At 68.5% G+C, this 18,402-nt stretch carries 18 protein-coding genes; 7 read left to right on the plus strand and 11 right to left on the minus strand.

The window, feature by feature from the left end; translation table 11 throughout:
* Nucleotides 1-657 precede the first annotated feature (657 nt).
* From STRVI_RS53225 to STRVI_RS43685, 3 genes are all read left to right on the plus strand, one after another.
* Nucleotides 658-822, plus strand: a complete 165-nt coding sequence (locus tag STRVI_RS53225) for a hypothetical protein (protein WP_014043456.1) — start codon at nt 658-660, stop codon at nt 820-822.
* Between the two features lie 294 nt (nt 823-1,116).
* Nucleotides 1,117-1,677 (plus strand): hypothetical protein, encoded by a 561-nt coding sequence (locus tag STRVI_RS43680; RefSeq protein ID WP_014043457.1) that lies wholly within the window; start codon nt 1,117-1,119, stop codon nt 1,675-1,677.
* Nucleotides 1,674-2,141 (plus strand): helix-turn-helix transcriptional regulator, encoded by a 468-nt coding sequence (locus tag STRVI_RS43685; protein ID WP_014043458.1) that lies wholly within the window; start codon nt 1,674-1,676, stop codon nt 2,139-2,141. Before STRVI_RS43680 ends, STRVI_RS43685 begins: the two co-directional genes overlap by 4 nt.
* 203 nt (nt 2,142-2,344) lie before the next feature.
* On the opposite strand, the gene STRVI_RS52315 is transcribed toward STRVI_RS43685, so the two are convergent.
* Nucleotides 2,345-2,926: a PspA/IM30 family protein gene (locus STRVI_RS52315; RefSeq protein ID WP_150112969.1), complete on the minus strand. Its 582-nt coding sequence runs from the start codon at nt 2,924-2,926 to the stop codon at nt 2,345-2,347.
* Between the two features lie 389 nt (nt 2,927-3,315).
* On the opposite strand from STRVI_RS52315, the gene STRVI_RS43695 reads away from it, so the two are divergent.
* Nucleotides 3,316-4,572 (plus strand): pentapeptide repeat-containing protein, encoded by a 1,257-nt coding sequence (locus tag STRVI_RS43695; RefSeq protein ID WP_043242239.1) that lies wholly within the window; start codon nt 3,316-3,318, stop codon nt 4,570-4,572.
* 174 nt (nt 4,573-4,746) lie between these two features.
* Here the strand turns inward: STRVI_RS43695 and STRVI_RS43700 are convergent, their stop codons facing one another.
* The 5 genes from STRVI_RS43700 to STRVI_RS43720 form a co-directional block, all read right to left on the minus strand.
* Nucleotides 4,747-5,334: a hypothetical protein gene (locus STRVI_RS43700; protein ID WP_014043461.1), complete on the minus strand. Its 588-nt coding sequence runs from the start codon at nt 5,332-5,334 to the stop codon at nt 4,747-4,749.
* Nucleotides 5,334-6,893 (minus strand): helix-turn-helix transcriptional regulator, encoded by a 1,560-nt coding sequence (locus tag STRVI_RS43705; RefSeq protein ID WP_014043462.1) that lies wholly within the window; start codon nt 6,891-6,893, stop codon nt 5,334-5,336. Before STRVI_RS43705 ends, STRVI_RS43700 begins: the two co-directional genes overlap by 1 nt.
* A gap of 149 nt (nt 6,894-7,042) precedes the next feature.
* On the minus strand, nt 7,043-7,819 hold the full coding sequence (locus STRVI_RS53890; RefSeq protein ID WP_014043463.1) for a hypothetical protein: 777 nt from the start codon (nt 7,817-7,819) through the stop codon (nt 7,043-7,045).
* A 104-nt stretch (nt 7,820-7,923) separates the two neighbouring features.
* Entirely contained in the window at nt 7,924-9,309 is a 1,386-nt protein-coding gene (locus STRVI_RS43715) for a hypothetical protein (RefSeq protein ID WP_014043464.1), read from the minus strand.
* Between the two features lie 202 nt (nt 9,310-9,511).
* On the minus strand, nt 9,512-10,744 hold the full coding sequence (locus STRVI_RS43720; RefSeq protein ID WP_014043465.1) for a hypothetical protein: 1,233 nt from the start codon (nt 10,742-10,744) through the stop codon (nt 9,512-9,514).
* A gap of 229 nt (nt 10,745-10,973) precedes the next feature.
* On the opposite strand from STRVI_RS43720, the gene STRVI_RS43725 reads away from it, so the two are divergent.
* The 3 genes from STRVI_RS43725 to STRVI_RS43735 all read left to right on the plus strand — a co-directional run bounded on the left by STRVI_RS43725 (nt 10,974) and on the right by STRVI_RS43735 (nt 13,917).
* Nucleotides 10,974-11,540 (plus strand): hypothetical protein, encoded by a 567-nt coding sequence (locus STRVI_RS43725; RefSeq protein WP_014043466.1) that lies wholly within the window; start codon nt 10,974-10,976, stop codon nt 11,538-11,540.
* 500 nt (nt 11,541-12,040) lie between these two features.
* The gene (locus STRVI_RS43730; protein ID WP_014043467.1) at nt 12,041-13,669 is read left to right on the plus strand and encodes an amidase; all 1,629 of its coding nucleotides are present in this window, start codon (nt 12,041-12,043) and stop codon (nt 13,667-13,669) included.
* 95 nt (nt 13,670-13,764) lie between these two features.
* The gene (locus STRVI_RS43735) at nt 13,765-13,917 is read left to right on the plus strand and encodes a hypothetical protein (RefSeq protein ID WP_014043468.1); all 153 of its coding nucleotides are present in this window, start codon (nt 13,765-13,767) and stop codon (nt 13,915-13,917) included.
* Between the two features lie 391 nt (nt 13,918-14,308).
* Here STRVI_RS43735 and STRVI_RS46870 read toward each other — a convergent pair whose 3' ends face one another.
* The 5 genes from STRVI_RS46870 to STRVI_RS55360 all read right to left on the minus strand — a co-directional run bounded on the left by STRVI_RS46870 (nt 14,309) and on the right by STRVI_RS55360 (nt 18,230).
* Nucleotides 14,309-15,298, minus strand: a complete 990-nt coding sequence (locus STRVI_RS46870; protein WP_014043469.1) for a DUF6207 family protein — start codon at nt 15,296-15,298, stop codon at nt 14,309-14,311.
* Between the two features lie 9 nt (nt 15,299-15,307).
* A complete protein-coding gene (locus STRVI_RS43745; RefSeq protein ID WP_014043470.1) occupies nt 15,308-16,198 on the minus strand; it encodes an RNA polymerase sigma factor in 891 nt (296 codons plus the stop codon).
* Entirely contained in the window at nt 16,195-16,431 is a 237-nt protein-coding gene (locus STRVI_RS43750; RefSeq protein ID WP_014043471.1) for a hypothetical protein, read from the minus strand. The genes STRVI_RS43745 and STRVI_RS43750 overlap by 4 nt, the downstream gene beginning before the upstream one ends.
* Nucleotides 16,432-16,972: 541 nt before the next feature.
* The gene (locus STRVI_RS43755) at nt 16,973-17,545 is read right to left on the minus strand and encodes a GNAT family N-acetyltransferase (protein ID WP_014043472.1); all 573 of its coding nucleotides are present in this window, start codon (nt 17,543-17,545) and stop codon (nt 16,973-16,975) included.
* Nucleotides 17,546-17,555: 10 nt separating this feature from the next.
* Nucleotides 17,556-18,230, minus strand: a complete 675-nt coding sequence (locus STRVI_RS55360) for a hypothetical protein (RefSeq protein WP_251983031.1) — start codon at nt 18,228-18,230, stop codon at nt 17,556-17,558.
* Nucleotides 18,231-18,402: the final 172 nt, after the last annotated feature.

Here is an 18,402-nt window from a genome sequence, read left to right on the forward strand (position 1 = left end):
ACGCGATTGACGCAATGTCAATTTGGCGTGTGACGGACTCCCTTGGCGGAGAGTGGTTAGCGTCGGAGGGCGACAACTCCCTTCAGTGGGGCTGAGCTTTGAGGGTAGCGAGCTGCAGTGACAGGGTCCGGGCGTTTACGACTACTTGCCTTGACGCAGGCCCGATTGACGGGGCGTGGGCCACTGACATGCGGCTCCACCTCCCTCTGCCGGACCGCACCGTGGCGCTACCGGCGCCGACTACGGGCGAGCATACGCCCGGTACCCCTTTCGTGTCCATCCCCGCTGAACCTGCTGCATCACTCCGTGACGCCGGGTAGAGTCTGTGAAATTACAGCACTACCAGCAGAGCTACAAGAGCCTGAAATTCCATGCAAGTAAAGGGGCGTGTGATGCTGGAAACAAGGCATCGGATCCCCTTCACACACAATCCAAACCCTTCCTACAACACTCATCTTGACTCAGAGTCAGGTGCACCGGAATATATCCACCCGTCGCCTGAAAGCCCTCCGGACAACCACCCTCAATACGAAATAGATCCGGACGGAAAACGGTCGGGAGACGTGTCACATAAAACTTGACTGTGAGGCCCCAGGACGGGGTCTGTTTTACGTGACAGCTACGTTCGGAACCCGTTCGTCTTGACGGGAGGGGTTCGTGGAAACTGAGGGATGCGGAGACCATGAGGACGCGGACGAGGTCGATCGCGGCGGTCAGAGGCCGCTGCGCAGCCGTATCCGGGACCACCTACTGCTGGGGGCCGCGTACGGTGCCGGGAACGGCCTGGCGGGACTGCTGGTTTGGTGGGCGACCCGCCAGTGACTGGCCCGCTGGCGTCGTCGTCACCGGCGGGCGGCGCTCAGAGGGCGGAGCATGCAGCGGGGGTCGTAGAGGCGCGCGTCTAAAGATCAGATAGATGCAGCGCGTTGACCTGCGAAAACGCAGACGGTGTATGCGCCCAGGGTGAATGGATCACGGCTGCGGGCGGCGAGATGCATGCACGTAGGTGAATAGATCGTGCTTGGCAAGGGACACGCCCGGCCGTGCATGGATCAACCGAATAAGATATCGCGGCTGGTATGTTATGCGGCGTCAGAGTTGATCAGAGGAGAGCTCGTGGCCCAGCCCCTGCGGCGTAGTGCGGAGTCCCCCGCGAAGGCGACGCGGCTGTCTCCTGCGCCTCCGCCGCCGAACACTGTCGACGGTGTTGAGTCTGCGCGGCAGCTGCTGAAGAAGCTGGAGGACCTGGCCCGCAAGGGCGGTACGTTCAGCACCAGCCCGGACGTCAAGCCGTATGCCTTCTACGGCAGCCAGCACGTGAGCACGTCGCAGGTGATCCAGGACAACCTGTGGAAGTTCGGGTTCTCCGAGACGGCGCGCAACGTGCTGGACCACATGACGGTCCACCATGATGCCCAGGCCCTGGTGCAGATGACTCAGAGCAGCCTGGCCGCGAAGTTCGGCTGCTCGCAGTCGAAGATTTCGCGGTCGATCGGGCAGCTGAGCAAGCACAACTTCGCCTGGAAGGAGCGGCGCGGCGTGTACCGGCTCCACCCGCTCTACGCGTACCGGTGGGGCAGTGTGAAGCAGCGGAAGCTGCTCAAGGAACTGGGTGAGAAGACACTGACCAAGTACGAGATCGTCGTCCCGGCTGTCAGGAATGAGGCATCGCGATGAGCACTGTCCCCGGCTTCCACAACCCGGAGATCTTCGAGGCCCTGCCGAACGCACGCCTGTCCCCCACGGCCCGCGACGTCTTCGATGTCCTCACCGCCCGCCAGGAGGCCGGCGGCCTGGTCCACATCCGGCAGAAGGACATCGCCAAACGCCTCGACATCAGCCAGGCCGCCGTCTCCCGGGCCATCGGCCAGTTGAAGGACAAGGGCATCCTCGACGGCCGCCACCGCCAAGGCACAGTGCTCATCCACCCGCTGATGGCCGCCTACGAGTCGTTCGCCCACATGGTCAACCACCTCCAGGACCCGAACACCTTCGTATGGCCGCTGAACTTCCCCACCGGCGACATGCGACCGCCGCGCACCAGCGACGCGCGGGTCGACACCGACTTCGACCCCGACCCGGACGGTGGCGAGGACGCCCCAGCCCCTGAAAGCCGGCCAACCCTCCGGCTGGCTGGCTGATGCGAGGCTTGGAAACACGCACTCGGGGGCTCTCAATTCCCGTAGGAGGGAGCGGACGTGACGCTGACATTCCATCCGAAGCCGTGTGAATGGCCTGGCCAGCGGAACCGGAACCTTGGAGTGGCCCCTGCTCATGGGGCGGCCATGGCGGCGCCTCCCTGGTGAACCGACTGCCTACCCGCTGATGCGGGCCGTGGTTCGCCTCAGGGCCCCGTGGCAGGGGGCTCGGTCGTCCCGCCTGCGATCCAGGAGTTACGACTTCGCCCCATCCAGCTCCACGGTTCCTGCAGGTAATGCTGTGCCACGGTGACGTAGTCACCCAGGCTGCGGTCGAGCTCAGCTGCGCCCACCGAGCGGTCGTCCAGAGAGGTGAAGATCGCCTGCATTAGGGAGTCTCCAAGCTCCGTGACTCTGCCGGGTCCCTCCAGCCTCAGCACCTGATACGTCCGCTCCGCCTCCGCGAGAAGCGCCTCGTCCAGAGAGCCTTGATCACGCTTACGATCTTCGACGAGCGCCTGAGCGGCTTGCAGGAAGGCCACGTATACCTCGCGCTTGGCCTCAAGCTGCTGCACTCTAGCCTGTGCTTCCAGGGACTGTTGCACCGTCTTCAAGACAGCCTCGGCCTGCTGCTCTCCCGCATGCCGTGCTGCAGCAGCTTGCTCCTCGCCCGCCAGCCGTGCTGCAGCAGCTTGACGAAATCCGGCACTGCGCGTGAGCCAGCCGGTTACGGCGCTGCCAGCAATCGCTGATCCTGCCGCGATCAGTGCTATCCCCCAGTCGCTCATCACGACATCCTCTCGCGTGCGAGCCGTACTCGAACGCGCGGGGTGGCCGGCAGGGGAAACGTCCCCCCACACCTGCTGAGGCGTGCTCCCCGGCCACAGCCGAGATCAACTACCTGCCATAACACCACTGCAAGGGGGCATGGCCCAAGGCGACTGGATTCGGATCCATCCGGCGACGGTCCGGGGTGAGGGCGGTCGGGAAGACGCCCTCCGCGAAGCGGTCGAGGCCATCAAGGCCGGCGAACTCAACGAACCGGCACCCCCACCCCGCAGCGGCACCTGACCGCCGTGCCCACACGCCGAACCGCATAACACTGCGAGATGAAGGTCAGCGACCCTGTTGCAACCGCTCGTGGAACGGGGGAGTCTCCTGAGGAGTGAGTCCAACTTTGCCCCCCGGCCCGGCTGAGCGGCGCGGCCTGCGTCTCTGGAACGTCGGCCTGGTCCTAGCCCTAGCGTTCATAGCCGCAGTCCTCGTCGCCGCTGGCGTCTTCTACACCACGTGGGACCTTCTCGGAGCCCGCAAGCTCAAGTCCGAGTCCACCATCGACTCGAAGACGCTCTTTGACCTGGTGAAGCTCTCCTTCGGGGTGGTGGCCGGAGCCGGCGCTCTGGTCGCCCTGGTCGTCGCTTACCGTCGCCAGCGCATTGACGAGGACGGTGCCCTGCGCGACGCCTCACGCTTGCATAACGAGCGTTTCACCAGCGCCGTCACCCAGCTCGGTGACGGTTCCCCCGCCGTACGTCTCGGGGGCGTCCATGCCCTCGTCGGCCTCGCCGATGACGCTCCCAGCCGCAGCCTCCGCCAGACCTGCATCGACGTCCTGTGCGCCTACCTCCGCCTCCCCTACACCGCAGAAGCCGATCTACCGACCGGCGACATCGAAGCCCGACATACCTACCTCGCACTGCGGGAAGTCCGGCATACCATCATCCGCCTCATCCGTGACCACCTCCGTCTGCCTGCGGATCATGACCACTCATGGCAAGGACACGACCTCGACCTCACCAACGTCACCTTCGACGGCGGAGACTTCACCAAAGCAGTGTTCTCGGGTGGCACGGTCAGCTTCCAAGGGGCGAGGTTTGTGGGCGGCACGGTGAACTTCCGCGGGGCGTTGTTCTCCGGCAGTACGGTCAACTTCATGGGGGCGGAGTTCTCCGGCGGCACGGTCAAATTCCGCGGGGCGAAGTTCTCGGGAAGCACGGTCAACTTCGTGAGGGCGGAGTTCTCCGGCGGCACGGTCGACTTCAGCGCGGCGACGTTCTCCGGCGGCACGGTCACCTTCATCAGGGCGACGTTCTCCGGCGGCACGGTCAACTTCAACATAGCGACGTTCTCCGGCGGCACGGTCGACTTCCGCTGGGCGATGTTCTCCGGCAGCGCAGTCGACTTCAGCGAGGCGACGTTCTCCAGCGGCACAGTCGACTTCAGCGAGGCGACGTTCTCCAGCGGCACAGTCGACTTCAGCTGGGGGACGTTGTCCAGCGGCGCGGTCGACTTCAGCGCGGCGGTGTTCTCCGGCGGCACGGTCGACTTCTCCCGGGCAGATGGCGACGCACCCTCCCATCTGGTGCCAGCCTCGGGAGCGACCCAGCAGCCTGGACTTCTCCTGCCCGCAAACTGGCTTACATCGGGCGCGTAATCGAGTCGCAGAGCAAGCGGCGCGCTGCGCCATCGCTCCGAGAGAGCAGCGCCGCTTCCCATGTCCGGGTGATTGGTTTGTCGTGCAAATGCTGCGCTCGGCGTCGGGGTACCGTGACGGCGTACGGCCCGGAGTCAATTGGAGTGACTCCGGGCCGTACATGTGTGGGTCAGGTCAGGCGGACCAGCCGATCGAGGAGACGTAGGTGTAGGCGTCCCAGTCGGTGCCCAGGGTGCTTTGGATGATGTCGTCCCAGACGGCTTCGAGTTCTCCCATGTCTTCGGCGATCCAGGCGTCGACGGCGCGGTCCCACACGGCGCCGCGGACGTTGACGCTGCGGGTCTCCAGGTCGCGTTGGTGTCTGCGGTCGACGGCGGACTGGTCGGCAGGGTCGATCTCGATGCGGGTTCCGCGGCCGCGGTTGTTGAGCCGGCGCTTGAGGTCGGCGATCACGTTGCGGCGGCGTAGGTCCCAGTATGCGGCGTCCAGGCGGGCGAGGTTGGCCTTGCTGGGGGTCTGTTCCTCGGCCAGCCAGGCCATGAGGGTGCGGGGTCTGACGTGGATGCCCGCGCGGTCCATGGCCTCGTAGCCGGCGTCGCTGGCGGTGAGGTAGCGCAGGCGGGCGGCCAGGCCACGCTCGGAGTCGACGGGGGATTCGATGCCGGTGACCATCCGGTCGATGCCTTCGGCCAGGGCCACTCCACCATGGACGCCTCGGGCGCGGAAGGTGCCAAGGTGCCTCCAGCGGCTTCCGGAGGCCATCAGCGGGTCACCTTGCCGACGGTGTACTCACCGGACGCCTTGGCGTCGCTGTGCTTGATCTTCATCTGGGCGACGCCCCGTCCCTCGGGGAAGACCTGCCGCCAGTCGCCGGTGACGTGCAGCTCGTCGGTGCCCATCATGGCGATGACGTCCAGACCGGCCTGGTGGGCCTTGTATGCCTTGCCCCAGAGGTTGGCGTACGCCTGGCTGTGAATGATGTGCATCCAGTCCGGACGCACCATTTCGCGGTTATGAATCGACTCGCCCATCGTGGAGATGAACTTCGAATACATCGCCTTGATGTATTCGAAGGTGATGGTGTCGTCCTCGGTGATAGCCGTCTCGCGCGCGGCGGTGAGCGTCTTCCGCAGGGCGTCCAGGAAATTCTCGGTCGCGCCGGACGTCCACGACTCGTGAATATCCGGCGGGTCGAGAAGCCCGTATTTCGGCCCTGAAAGGCGCAGTAGGAGGCGCAGGGTGGCGTTGGTGACCCATACGGGGCCGGGCTGGTCGCGGTCGCCGAGGGGGTCGGGCAGGTGCGGGTGGGTCCAGGGTGAGGGGGTGATCAGGTGGACTCCGGAGCGCTTGGGGTCCACGCCGTCCGCGTCGGTGGAGTGCTCCAGTTTCCCGATCGGGAGCCAGGTCTTGAGGGCGGAGAGGTAGGCGGCGTTGACGTCCAGGGCGGTGACCGCGGTGCTCCCGGAGCTTTTGAGGGAGTAGTCGGGGTGGTGGAAGTTGGGGCGGGCCTCCCAGATCTGGTCCGGCTCCTTCTTGGAGGGCTTCTTGAGGATGTCGGGCAAGGCCGGGTAGGCGGTGTAGGTGTAGCGGGCGGTGGCCCGGGTCTCCTCGAACAGGCGCATGACGTCCGGAATGGCGCGCTTGATCAGGGCCTTGAGGGCGGCGTCGGCGTCGCCTTCGGCGCGCTCCAGCTCTTCGTGCACGGCCTGGCCGATGAGGCCGGCGGTCTCGGCCTGGGCGCGGGCCGCGGACTTCGCCCGGCGCTGCGGCCGCGAGGACACCGGCGCCGGAACCGGTGACGGCGCGGAGGCCGGAGCGGGTGTGGACGTGCTGGCCGGGGCGTGCGCGGGCGTGGCGGCGGCCTGGGGCGGCGTGGCGGCGGGGGGCTGGCACATGGCGCCGGGGTGCAGGGAACGGCCGTCGATGGCCTTGTAGGGCGTTGCGACGCCGCAGCGGAGGCAGGGGGCGGGCTCGCCCTGGACGGCCAGCCCGTCGGGGCCCCACGCGGTCTCCGGGGCGGCGAACTCTGCAGCCGGGGCGCTACTCGGGGCGGCGCTGGGCTCGGTGGGTGCGGGGTGGATCTGGGCCAGGCCCTCCAGCAGCCGCAGGTACTTAAAGCGCCCCGGCGGCTGCGGATCCGTGGTGCCGTCCTCCCAGTTGGCGACCGTCTGCCGACCGACCCCCACCGCCTCGGCGACCTGGGCACGGGAGAGACCGGCGGCCTGCCGCAGCCGCAGACGCTCGGCCGGCTCCGGCATGCGCGCCGTCAGCCGTGCTTCCTGCAACAACGCTTCCACGCTGTCCATTTGGTCATCGCTCATACCTCAACCCTACACCCTGCTAGGCGTAGAATGGCAAGCAATTAGGCGATCATTAGGCGTCCATTTGCGTGGAGCGGTGCGCTGGAGCGGCGGTGATCGGCATTCTGGGAGCAGGCCGTCTCGATCCCGGGGAGTTGCGGCAGGGCGGGTCAGAGGAGGGTTCCGCGCAGGGCGCGGCGGTCACCGGTGAGGGCGAAGCGGCGGGCGGCCAGCCGTCGGTCGAGGGGTTCGCCGATCTCCTCGCACAGCAGGGCCAGGCGGGTGGCGGCCTGGTCCTCGGAGAGGTAGCCGGGGGCGACTTCGAGCATCAGCTCGCCGACGGCGAGGACGTTGGCGGCGAGCTGGTCGACGGCGCGTCGCCCGTCCGCGACGGCTGGGTTCGCCGGCGGTTCGGTGGGCGCGGCCGTCGCGATACGGACGTCGTGGACGGCCTGGTGGACGATGGCCCGGACGGCCTCCGGTTCCGGGCCCCGGGCGCTGCTGGCGGTCAGAGCGGCGAGGCGGCGGGTGATCAGGGCCGCGACGTCGTCGGCGCGGCCGGCCACGGCCAGGAGCGCTCGCTGGGACAGCCCGAAGTCGATCGCGGCCGCCGCCGTGTCGGTGTCTCGCGTGCGAGACGGATCGGCGGTGGTGACGGCGGCGTTGATGGTTCCCAGTGCGCGGGCGATGTCGAGGAGGCGGTACGCCTGGGCGCGGCTGATGCCGAACTCCGCCGCGCAATACGCCTGCCACGAGGCGAAGCCGAGAGGCAGCCAGACGCGGGCGGCGTGCGCATCGCGGACCCGGGCAGCGAGGACGGCGACCGAGCGCCGGACGTCGTCCATCGCCTCCCTCAGCCCGGCCGTCATTGCGCGGGCCTGCGCAGCGGTCAGGGGTGGCCTGGCCCGTCGGGCGACCATGCCCTGGTCCTCGTCCTGCTCGCCCATGTCTCCATGGTCCTGCGCGGCCGCGGGCCGGACCAGGGCGTGTGTGAGGCTCTGTCTGAGCCTCACAGATCCCTGCGTCTACCTGACGAGATGAGGGCTCGATCTCACTGGGGGCGCGCGGAGGGCGGCAGGGCCATGTCCAGGAGACGGTTGATGGTGCTGCGGTCCAAGCTGCTGTCGAAGTGGAGGGACTGGCGGAGGAGGGCGCCGACCTGGACAGGGTCCAGGTCCAGGCGTACGCGAGCGTCAAGACAGATCTCCCCGAGGATGCTCGCGGTGCTGTCGGGGCGGTGCTGGATGTACCAGGTGAGGAGTTTCACCGTGCTGGCCGGGAAGGGCGTGAGATCGTCCGTACTGGTGCTGGTCTCGGTCCTTCGCCTGACGTCTTCGGTGAGGTGACCGACGATGACAGCGATCAGTACCTCGTGCACGGCGCTGTGGGGAATGAAGCCCTGGTCGTGCCCGTACATGAGGCTGGATGCCGCCGTCCATGCGAGCTCGTCGGCGGCTTGCCGGGCCAGGTCGCCCTTCAAGTAGGGCTTGGTGCCCTTGCCACGGGGTTCGGTCAGGCCTTCGTGGAAAAGTTCACGCAGCCGGTTGTGATCGGCCACGAGGCCAGCGGGCTGGGTGGTGTCGTAGACGGTGGTCCCCGACAGCAGGGCTTCGGGGCCATTCTTCTGGTGGTAGTTCTCGGCCCAGTCCCGTGCGACCGGCTGGGACCACCGCATCTGGCTGCCTGATCCCTCCTGCGGTTCGGGGAGTTCTTTGGCCCCGCCGTACCGCAGGTCGGGCATGTCCTCTGTGGGTACTGCCGCGATCTTCGCCAGGCCGGTCATGTCGACCCAGCTCTCGGTTTCCAGCTCGGGTGCATGGAAGTCGACGATGCAGGCGTCCAGAGGCCGTGCGTCGGGCTGGGAGCCGCGGTGTTGAGCCCATAGGGCCAGGTGGTCTGCCCAGTTGGGTACGGGGGCATCGGGCGCGGTGAAGCTGGCGATCTTCGCGATGCTGGCGTTCTGGGCGTTGCTGGGTGCCTTCAGCAGGTCGGCCGCGGTGATCGTCACCTGCTTGTCCACGGGCCGGGGGTCGTACCGCTCGAAAGCCCTGTCCAGCACCTGTCCGGGGCGGTGCCAGCGTTCGCCGTTCCACCAGTAGCCGCCGTGCCGGTAGAGGAAGCCCCCGGGCTCGAACATCCAGGCGTGGTGCAGGTCGCTCAGGTCGCGATCGTGGATGAGGAGGACGGTGCGGCCGTGGACCGGGTGGTGGTACACCGCCCAGGCGAAGGACGGATTCTTCGGCTCGGTGGTGAATGCCACCCAGCCTCCGTTTCGCGTGCGGTCGGTCCTGCCCCACAGGCCCTTCCCTTGGTTCCGGCCGGTCCGCTCGATCGCGTCGGGGTTGTCCAGAGGCAGCCGGCCGTCGTTGACGAAGGGAAGCCCCGGGGCGGGGTGGTCGGTCCTGGTGCCATTGGCCACCGGATGGACGCTGTGCATAACAATTCCCCCTGTGTTCGCATGCGATGGTGAGCCAGATCGGGGGAACGCTAGCCCGCCGACCAGTCGGATATGCATCCAAAACAAGCCCAGATTGCGCGTGACATCCGGCCAGCCGCGGCCACCGCCACAGCGCCTCGCACCACACTGCGCCGCCTCGGCCGGAAGCGGCGTCTCGTCGTTCCCGGACACCTCGACCCGTCTACAAACGGGCTGTGAGGCTCACAATCTCCGCGTCGTCGGGTAGGTCCAGGGGCTGCTTGAGGGGGCGGGGGAGCAGCAAGTCCGGACCGCCGGGCAGCAGGCCCTTGTTGCGGAGGACCTGGGCGCGGCCGCGGCACCAGGCTGAGCAGAACTCCCGGGGCTGGCGGTTGGAGTCGGGGCAGCGTTGCGTACACACTTGGCAGTGGCCAGGAGCGGCGACGGGGGTCAGGCGCTGCAGTAGCCGCCGGACACTGTCTTCCTCCTCCTTCTCGCGCGGTTCGACGTCGGCCGTGCAGCCTTCGAGGAGCTCGGTGAACGCGGCGCGGAAGACGGCGATGTCGCGGCGGCAGGCCCCGAGCAGCTCCAGGTACTCCTCCACTGGCCAGCTGGCGAGCGTGCCGGAGCGCGACAGGTACAGGCCGACGGTGTCGATCCGGTACTGGTCCTCGGCGTCGAGCAGCAGATAGCCGACCAGCTGCCACGCTTCGGCCTGGCGGAGCGTGCGGGTGTGGCGGGTGCTCTTGAAGTCGAGCAGTATCCCGTCGACGGCGAGGTCGGCGTCCGCGGTGATGCGGTCGGTCGGGAACGTAGGGCCGGGCACGCAGTCCTCGGGCCGCGTGCGGGCCCGCAGGGCCTCCAGCGGTCCTCTCGCGGCCTTGTAGAGCTGGGCGACCACGTCGGCCACCATGTCACGGTGCGGGAGCTGAAGCAGCCGCTCGAGGCTGAAGGCGCCGGGGTCCTCCCAGGCGGCGCTGGCCAGCGGAGTGAAGGCGAACCCGATCGAGGTGCGGTAGTTGACCTGGTACCAGGCTGCGGCGATCAGCATCCGGGCCAGGTCCTCCTCCTCGTCATGGGCCCGATCCATCGACAGCTCGCGGTTGTCGAGCTGGAGGCCAAGGACCGTCTCCTCCAGCCGCGCGGCGAGTTCCTCGCCCACGGCCCGCATCCGCTGACTCGGATGGGAGTCGCGGGTGCCGGTGAGCAGGATGCCGGCGCGCGCGACGTGGTCGACGGGCTCGGCAGTGGTGAATGCCAGGCGCATCCGGTAGTCGATCGCGGTGCCGACGTTCCCGGCCTCCATGCCGACTCCAGGGCCTGGCAGCAGGATCTGGTCGCTCTGGTCCCGGGCACGGAAGTTCTTCCGTAGCTGGCGGGCGCCAGCAGACAGTTCACGGTCCAGGAACCGGCGCAGCGGGGTGCGCGGACAGTGAATGCCAGAGGTCAGGCTCATGAGGTCACCGCCTTGGGCAAGCAGCGCCCCGAGGGCGCTCTCGATTCGTCATGAACCCGGACGCTAAGCGGCTGGACTGACAAACCGTCACTCACAAGAAGTAGCCGCCGGTAGCGGTGGCCTCACGGTTCACCCGATCGCGTGACGGCTCGTGTGTCCTCGACTACTGGATAGCCGGGGACACTCAGATTGGTACACGTGTGTCCTGTTCGACGGGAGCGAGCGAGCCGTGAACGTTGTCGACCACCGCCATGAGCGTGATATCGCCGCCGAGCTGGTCGGTCCGGCGCCCTACGACCCGACCTGGCTCAACGGTCAGGGCCGCGCCCTGGACGTGGACAGCACTGCGGTGGCCCGGTTGTACGGGGCGGCCCGAGACGGCTGCGACGTCTGCCGCGAGGACCTGCTGGAGCCGCTGGGCCGAGACCCGGCCCACGTTGCCGCGCTGGCCCTGTGGGCCTGCACGCACGTGATGGACACTTTCAACGACCTGCCCATGGAGATGCTCGAGCGCGGCGACCCGGCCTTTCGACGGCTGGCGCGGGCATACTCGGACAGCACCTTCCGGCACGGCTTCGAGGAACGCGAGCTGACTGACCTGCATGAGGTCTGCCTGCGCTTAGACCCGCACGCCCTCCAGCCCGCCGCAGAGCGGGCTCTGCAAGTGCTGCTCGCAGACTCAGCCGACCCGGACCTGTTTGGCTCCCTGACCGGTGCCTACACGCCCGGCGACGAGGACGATGCCCGGGACTACACCGTCACGAGGCAGATTGCTGCCGCCCGGACCACCGTCTGACGGCATGACGACTGAGCTGGCTCAGCGTCTAGATGTATTGACGCTGAAGCGTTGTTGACGCGGCCTGGCCGGTCGGCCGGCGTCGCGTGTCGCGGTGGCCGGCCATCGCGCGACGCGCTTGTGGTCAGCTGCTGGTGGGTGAGTTGGCGAGGAGGCGGCGGGCGGCGTCGAGGACATTGCCGCAACAGGCTGCCTGGCGGCGGCACCTACCGCCACCGGGGTCTGCCGTGTACGGCCTTCCGGCTGACCCCCGGTGCGGCGGGGGGCTGCTTCCACAGCAGAGCCGGGGGACAGCCGGAGCGAGAAACTTCGGCTACGCCTCTAGCGTGCCGGTACATGAGGAGTCCCGTGTTACTCATGCCGCACCACTCACGCGGCGCCGCGGCTACTTCTGCGGGCGCGGCCACGCCCGCACCCCGGCGCCTGGGCACCCGACGCCTCAGGCACGTTCCCGCAGACAAGCACGTGAATCCATCGCCTCGCCGCAGGAGCCGCACCGAATGGACCGGATAAACACCTCACGCCGCACCGTGCTTGGGCTCGGAACCGCCGCCGCAGCCACACCATGGCTTGCCGGAGCCTCCGTTCAAGCCCGCGCCGCCACCCCGGGAAGCGCCACATCAACAGGGGGCGCCGCGACCACAGGGCTGGAAGAGCTGGGCATCACCGAGCTTCGCCGGCGGATGAACGACGGACAGCTCGACGCCGAACGGCTCACCCGCTACTACCTGGACCGCATCGACCGCATCGACCCGCTCCTGCACGCGGTGATCGAGCTCAATCCCGACGCGCTGCGCGAGGCCCGGCGCCTGGACGCGGAGGGTGATCTGGGCAGGCCCTTGCACGGCATGCCCATCCTGCTCAAGGACTTGGTGGAGACCGCGGACCGGATGCACACGACGGCCGGATCACTCGCCCTGCGGGGCCTGCGGCCGGCAACGGACGCCACGGTCGCCGCCAGGCTGCGCGCGGCCGGTGCCGTCATCCTCGGCAAGACCAACCTGAGCGAGTGGGCCGGCGGGATGTCGCTCACCCACCACGCCGGCTGGAGCGCCCGCGGTGGGCAGACCCGGAACCCGTACAAACTGGACCGGTCACCGAGCGAGTCCAGCTCCGGTACCGCGGTTGCCACCGCGGCAAGCCTGTGCGTCGCCGGAATCGGAACTGAGACCAACGGCTCGATCATCGACCCGGCCTCGGTGAACTGCGTCGTCGGGGTGAAACCAACCGTCGGACTGGTCGGGCGCGGCGGCGTGATCCCCGGTGTGCCCAGCCAGGACAGCGTCGGCCCGATCGCGCGCACGGTCCGCGACGCGGCGATCCTGCTCGGCGTCCTGGTCGGGATCGACGACCGCGATCCGGCGACCGAGGCGAGCCGCGGCCGCTTCCATCGCGACTACACCCGTTTCCTGGACGCCGACGGGCTGCGTGGGGCGCGCATCGGCGTACCGCGAGCGGTGTACTTCGGCTACAGCCACCACGCCGACGAGATCGCGGAGCGGGCGATCGACACGTTGCGCGAGGCCGGGGCGACGGTGGTCGACCCGGCCGACATCCCGACAGCCGAGCAGCTTGAAGACCTGCCCAGTTCGATGGTCGTCCAGGCATATGAGGTCAAGCGTGCGCTCAACGCCTACCTGGCCGGCGCCCCCGGCGACCACCCGCGCAGCCTGGCGGAGCTGATCGCGTTCAACCGTGCGCACGCCGACCGCGAGCTTCGCTATGTACAGCAGGACGGGCTGGAGGCGGTGCACCGACTGGACTTCACCGAACGCGAGTACCGGCAGGCGCTGGCCACCAACCACCGGCTCTCGCGCGCCGAAGGCATCGATGCGGTGCTGCGCCGATTCCGCCTGGACGCACTCGTGATGCCGACCACCGGACCGCCGGCCAAAATCGACCTGATTCGCGGGGACAGCTACGGCGGCGGCGCGTCGACACCCGCCGCACTCGCCGGATATCCCGCGATCAGCGTCCCGGCCGGCTTCGCGTTCGGCCTGCCGGTCGGCCTGACATTCATGGGTACGGCGTGGAGCGAGCCGAACCTGCTCCGCCTCGCCTACGCCTACGAGCAGGCCGGCCGCGTCCGCCGACCGCCGACCTACCGAGAAGCGGACATTGGCTTCTGAGCCGCGTTTGGTACACAAGCGACCCGATGGCGCGCAGGCGGGCACGGCGCTTAGACCCGCACGCCCTCCAGCCCGCCGCAGAGCGGGCTCTGCAAGTGCTGCTCGCAGACTCAGCCGACCCGGACCTGTTTGGCTCCCTGACCGGTGCCTACACGCCCGGCGACGAGGACGATGCCCGGGACTACACCGTCACGAGGCAGATTGTCGGCTCGGAAGCCGTCATCACCTTCACCCCGCACGTTGACTAAGACCACCTGCGCCCTGGCGGTCGGGACCCCGGCACTCCCGGCTGCCACATCGCACCCGCTGCGCGCGCAGCAGCGTCCCGTCCAAGGTTCTGGTCGGGGCGCTGCTGCGCGGAGGTGTGTGGATCAGGCTTCGGCGTAGGCCACCGCAATGAGTACGCAGGGCGGTGACGTAGTAGATCAGTCGGGCGTCGTCCACGTCGTCGGTGTACTCGCGCAGCTCGGGGGGAGAGCCGGCGATGGGGGCGCCGATGTCGGGATCAACGGACAGCACGGCCAAGTCGCGGTCGAGCGCGTGGATCTCCGGTTCGATGGTGGGTGATGTTGTCGATCTACTTGGCGGCGGATTCGCTGAACACCACCCGGGCGCCTGGTGGCGGCCTGGGCCAGTGGCTCAGGTCGCGGCTCTTGGGCGGGATGCGTGGCGGGGGCAGAGGGGCGGGCGCCGGTCCAGGCAGTAGCGCAGCCGCGCCCCGTGCTGGTCCATCTCCCTGCCAGTGAGGTCGGCGACGCTGTCCCAGCAGGCGGCCATTGCCTCCTTGAATGCTTCCTTGAAGGCCGACGCGGACTCTGCGTCAGCAGCCGCGACCTCCATAAGAACGCGCTCCGGCTCCTCGGCGCGTACTTCGTCAGGGCGGCCGGCGGTGCTGGAGTCGAGCGGAGGACGGTTGGGCAGGGTCGTGGCCGATTGCTTTCTTTGCCGCGGGGCCCGTGCAGCAGCCGGGGTCGTACCCAGAATGCGCTCGATGTGCCGTGCGAAGTCCGGCCCGGGCAGAGGGATTTCGTAGCCGGGATTGCGGGCGTAGCCGGCGGCGACGGCGGCGGCGACGTAGCCGATGACGGCGGTGGTGGCTTCGGAGTGCCTGCGGTTGGCGGCAGGGGTGAGGTGGCTGAGGATGCGCAGGACGGTGGGGACGCTGGTGTCGTCGAAATCGTGGGGTGGGGTGTCGAGGCTGGTCTGTTCGCGCCAGAGAGCGGCCGCGTAGCTGTCGCCGAGCGCGAGGCAGTGCAGGTAGAGACAGTAGGCAGCGGCGTCGTCGCCAGCGCCAGCGGCGTATTGCCACCAAAAGCGTGCCCCCTCTTCGGCGTCGGCGAGGTGCAGGAGGCAGCCCAGGATCCAGGCGGCGCGGGGGGCGGGCAGTTGTTCGGTGATGAAATCGGTGAGCTGGCTGGGGGTGGAGCGGTTGACCGCCACTTCGCAAAGGGCCTGCAGGTTCCTCATGGCGGTGTCGTCTCTCACATCGCGGCTGCAGCTGTCCCCCAACGGCGTGCCGTCGGGAGGAAAGTCAGGGTAGGCGGTGTCTTCATAGGGGACGGTGTCCGCAGGGACCTGAGGGTCTTTCAGGAGCAACGCCCGCGCGAGGAGGTGGTCGATGGAAGCCATTACGGGTGATCACTCCGGATTCTCGTGACGGTGGTAGATGCGTTCCAGGGCCCCTCGGGCGTGGTGGTCCATCGCGTGAGTGATGGCTGGGGACAGGCCGACAACGGTGGGGATGGCGTCCTCGCTGATGCCGCACAGGTAGCGCAGGACGGTGACGTCGAGCTGGTCATCGGGCAAGCGGCCCATGGCGTCGAAGAAGCCCGCCTGTTCGCCGATCTGAGCGAAACGGACCGCGAGGTCGTCGGTCTGGCTCTGGGCGAGGGTGGAGAACGCCGCGGCGCGCAGGTCGGGGTATCCGTCGTGGCGCGGGGCGCGCAGCATGACGCGGGAGCGCAGCAGGCACCAGGCGTGGCGGCGCACGTTGGGGCTGGCGGTGGCTTCATCCCAGCCGAGCCAGAGTATGTCGAAAGCCTCCGCGACGACCCAACGGGCGCGTCGATCGGTCTGGAGGAAGGCACGGGCGTAGTCGGTGTAGGGCTGGCGAACGGCTTCGGTGAAGCCCTGGTGAGCCACGGGCGGCTGTTCCGGCGGCAACGGCTGGACTGCGTGTATGCGGTTTTCGATCCAGGAGGTGTCTTTGTCCGCTTCTCGGGCGGCGGCCGTCCACAGCCGGCGCATCGGCAGGATGGGAAGGTCCAGAGAACAGACGACGCTGTAGGTGATCGCCCAGCCCGGGTAGTAGCCCTTGCCCCGTAAGAGCTCGGAGATGCGGGTCTTGGAGTATCCAGAGCGGTTGACGAGGTCGTCCAGGGTAAGGCCGCTGGCGAAGAGTCGGCTGCGGAGCGATTCCAGCCATGCGCGGTGGGAGGTTCCCACCTTCTCCTCGATCGACTCCGGCTTGCGGCCGCGCCGACTGGGCGGCTCCCCGTCAGATTGCTCCGGTACGAAGGACGGTGTCATCGAGGCGACTCCTCACGCCCGGCCGCACCAGCTGCGGCGGCCGGCGAGGGGGTCACGGCGACCTCTGGCCGCGTCTCCGTACCGCCCAGCGCGGTGACGATCTGCTGCACCAGCAGCCCGAGCGAGGGCAGCAGCGCGGCCACGGCCTCGAGCTGACCCAGCACGGTCATCACTGTGCTCCACGCGAAGACCGTCACCAGTACGGCAACGGTCAACACCTGCTTTCTGGACATCGCACCATTTCCCTGAACTCGAATGTCTGTCAGGCCCCGTCCGTGGCGGTGCTGAGGCGCCGTGGAGGAGTTGGGTGCCAGCATGGTCCGCCAACCATCCGGCACTCAACGTGATCATGGAGTTACGGAACAATGCCGCCGGGGCCTAAGGGCGCTAAGGGGATGTGCGCATTACGTCATTACGGTCGCTCGTGAGGTCAAAAGGTGCCTCTACTAGCACTTTTGATGGCGGAAACGTACTTCTCCCCGCGACACCGCAGGCAGGGCGCACCATGGAAGACAGACGCCTCCCAGGGCGTCGGACCTTCCCGTCTGGAAGGCCACGCTGTCCCCTTGTGCTGAAGAACGACCGGAGGGGACGGCACCGCTCCCGCCCAGCTCCCCGTGCCGGGCGGGAGCTCCCCGCGCAGCACACCGCAAGCCCCAGCCCCTCCGGCCGACCGCGCCGCGCTGCCTGACTGGCTCCAGGAGAAGCTGGACCGGCAGGGGCCGCCCGGCCCGCAGTGAGGCGCCTCCCGTGAACATCGGGTACTGGAAGGGGTCAGGCTGCGTCCTCGACCTGGAGGAGGAGCAGGTCGAACTCGGGGCCGTCGGCGGTGTTGCGGTAGGGGCCGGCGTACTCGTAGCCGAGCCGGGCGTACAAGTCCTGGCCGCGCCGGTTGGAGGGCAGCGCGAGCAAGGACGACCACTTCGGGGCGATGGTCTTGAGGAGCTCGGCATGCAGACGGGAGCCGATGCCCTGGGACTGCCACGGCGGGCGGACTGCCAGCTCGCACAGGCCCATCAGACGCTCGGTGCGGGCGCCCGCGGGGACCTGATCGACCAGGCCAGCGCCGAACCAGTAGTCGGCGGAGCAGGGGAAGGCATAGCCGAATCCCACGGCTGTGCCGCCCGCGTACGCGACGACCAGGGCGAAGCCGGCGTAGTTGAGGTGGCCGGTGATCTGGCGGTGGAGGGCCGGCACGGACAGGCCGGTGGTCTCGCCGCCGGGGTTGTCGACCAGCTCGGGGTGGGCGTCGGCCCAGATGTCGGCGAGCACGTCGATCATCGGCGGGACCTTGCCGGGGCCGTAGGTGCGGATCACCATGTCGGTGCGGGTGCTCGGGGTGCTCACCGTCTCCTCCTCATCTGACGCCGGTGGCGGCGCGGTACTCCTCCAGCCAGTCGGCGACCGCCGGGACGGCGGCGTGCCGCTGGAGCGCGCTTTCGACGTTGTGCAGCTGCTGCAGCAGGCGGTCGGAGCGCACCTGGGGGAGGTACGCCAGGACGCGTCCGGCGGCCTCGGCTGCTGCCTCCGGTTCCGGACGGTCCCTGAGGGCATGTTGGATGGCGACGTCGGCGGTGTACAAGGCGCGATTGCGCGCGAAGGTGTCGCCGTGCAGGAGAACAGCCTGTTCGGCCCCGGCGGCGGCCCGTTGATGCTGGCCGAGGTCGGCGCGCGCGAGAGCCTCGAGCCCGGCGAGCTCGGCCGGGGTGAAGAACTCCAGCCATGCCGGGTCGGCGTCGCTGGGGCCCTTGACGTAGAGGCGGTGGGTGAGGACGATGGCCTTGTCGGTGGCGCTGGCATCCCCCAGGAGTGCCCAGCCGCCGGCCTCCCGCATCGCGAAGAGGGACAGCATGCGGGGCGATCCGTAGGTGCGCACGACGGCCTGCGCGCCTTGGGCGGCGGAGATCGCCTCGCGGGGGCGGCCGGATGCTTTGGCCAGCAGCGACAGGCAGCCGAACGCGTGTCCCTCCAGGCCGGGATCGTCGGCGATCCGCGCGGCGGCCAGGGGCCTCGCCGTACAGCGAGCGGGCATCGGCGGCCCGGCCGGAGTCGTAGGACAGCCACCCGGCGGCGATCGACAGATGGCCGGTCGCCGAGCGCAGCCGCTTCCCGGTCCTGTCGGTGTAGGTGCCTTCCTGGAGCCACTGGTAGGCGGTGTGCAGGGCCCGGGATGCCGCGCGGCGCAGCGCGGCCGAGCCGTGGTC

Origin of the sequence: Streptomyces violaceusniger Tu 4113, assembly GCF_000147815.2 — a bacterium.
GTDB classification, from domain to species: domain Bacteria; phylum Actinomycetota; class Actinomycetes; order Streptomycetales; family Streptomycetaceae; genus Streptomyces; species Streptomyces violaceusniger_A.